This is a genomic window from Leucobacter japonicus, assembly GCF_001273855.1.
In the GTDB taxonomy this organism is placed as follows: Bacteria; Actinomycetota; Actinomycetes; order Actinomycetales; family Microbacteriaceae; genus Leucobacter; species Leucobacter japonicus.
In genome coordinates this window covers 1-224 of record NZ_JHBX01000030.1, presented here as the reverse complement: position 1 = coordinate 224, position 224 = coordinate 1, and the positions used below count along the sequence as shown (strand labels likewise).

Below are 224 nucleotides of genomic sequence, written 5' to 3'. Positions count from 1 at the left end.
CATGCCGAGCGATCCGCCCACGCCCATCGTTGCGCTCATGAGCGCCACTGCGGTGCCGAGCCGCTCGGGCGGCAGCACGTCGCGCATGATGGCGATCCCGAGCGGGATCACGCCGGTCACGGCGCCCTGCAGTGCCCGGCCGATGATGACCCCGACGATCGAACCGGCGAGCGCCGCGATGAGCGAGCCGACGACGAGCAGCGCCAGCAGCACTAGGACCAGGC

1 protein-coding gene is annotated in these 224 nt (G+C 71.9%); it reads right to left on the bottom strand.

All coding sequences use genetic code 11. The annotated features are described in order from the left end of the window. The coding region (locus tag AMS67_RS00075; RefSeq protein WP_156316462.1) for an MFS transporter at nucleotides 1-224 on the bottom strand (224 nt) is incomplete at both ends.